Raw genomic sequence first — 1455 nt, 5'->3', positions numbered from 1 at the left:
TTCGTTTTCTTTTAAGATCTTGATGATCTGACTTTCGGTAAATCTACTTTTTTTCATCTGACAGTTTATTGGTTTAAAATTAATAATTTCGAATTTTAAACTGTCTTATTTTTAGGGAAGGTTACATTTTTAGGGAAGGTTACATATTTCTTCCTCTGTCAGTTGTTTCACGTTCTGTTCTTATATTGTGTACAACGGTCTCGGCTATGAGTAGTTGCGTGGTTTAGCACTTAACTTTGCAAGTACACACCAAACTGAAAATCCGCGAGGATTTTCAGAGGTAGGCGAGAACAAGCAATTACTTATAGCCATTGTTGGCAACCGTATTTTATATTAATCCAGTTAAATATTCAGAACCATTTTCAATTAGCTCTTTTACTATTTGTTTTCCAGCTTCTCCAGGAATTACTTTTAAAAAATTGGATAAAATATTTCTTGATTTTTGAATTGATTCTTTGTTAGTGCCATTTTCTTTGATATCACTTAAGCTTTTTATTAACTCTTCTCTCTCTTCTGGTGAACTTGTATTTTCATAAACTAACTTTAAGAATTTTCTATCAAGTTCGTCAATCTTATTATCCTTTGAATTAATAATTAAATCAGCGAACTGTTGATTACCTCCGTAAATATTTTGATTATTTATTTTCATCCTTTATTTTTTATTTTATCTGCAAATTGCTGGTCTCCTCCGTTTATTATTTGTGTGTGTATAACGTTTTCCTTTTTTGCAAAATCAGAGCTCAATTCTTTTAAATGGTCAACTTGCCCAGAAAGAAGATTATTTCTTAAACTAGCTAGTTCTAAACTATGTTTTAAGCTAGTTACTTGATGCTTTAAATCTAATACAAGTAGATTGAAGTCTGTTTCACTAATATCTGTTTCAACGTTAACTTTTAATTTCTCAATATTTTGTTTAGTGAAATTTAAATATTCATTAAGATAATTCCCTATTGTCTCTATATCGCTATCATCAGGAACTGATAAAGAAATATCAAGTCCATCTTTTAATTTGACAATATTAAATTCTATATTTTCCCCTTTGGCGTGTTTAACGTAATCTGAAAAATATTCTAAAAATTGATTATAACTAGTAACAAGTTCAGGTGGTATTTTAATATTTAGTTCCTTGTTATGTTTTTTATTTTCTTCTATCATTTTTTTGAAAGAAGCTGTTGAACAACTTTTAAAACCATTTTGAAGTTCTTTTTTTCTAAAATAGAATTTTATATAATTTTCAAAGTTATCATCTATATCTATCGGTAATATTAGCACAGGTTTTACTCCATAACTATCATTAGTTTTATTCATTTCAGTTGAAAATCCAGAAATTGGAATTACTACATTAGACTGGACATAAAGATGAGAGCATATGTTTGCTAGTTTTTATTTTAGCAATTATGAGAAGAAAATCTAAACATTACACCTTAGAATTTAAACAAAAAGCCGTCGAGTTGA

2 protein-coding genes are annotated in these 1455 nt (G+C 28.2%); both read right to left on the bottom strand.

Going from position 1 to position 1455, the window contains the following annotated elements; translation table 11 throughout:
- Positions 1 to 328: 328 nt before the first annotated feature.
- Positions 329 to 649, bottom strand: coding sequence for a hypothetical protein (locus tag HC176_RS15490; protein ID WP_167919875.1), 321 nt, complete (start codon positions 647 to 649; stop codon positions 329 to 331).
- A complete protein-coding gene (locus HC176_RS15485; protein ID WP_167919873.1) occupies positions 646 to 1308 on the bottom strand; it encodes a hypothetical protein in 663 nt (220 codons plus the stop codon). The genes HC176_RS15490 and HC176_RS15485 overlap by 4 nt, the downstream gene beginning before the upstream one ends.
- Positions 1309 to 1455: the final 147 nt, after the last annotated feature.

The organism is Tamlana crocina (assembly GCF_012037625.1).
This window is presented reverse-complemented; position numbering and strand designations above follow the sequence as displayed.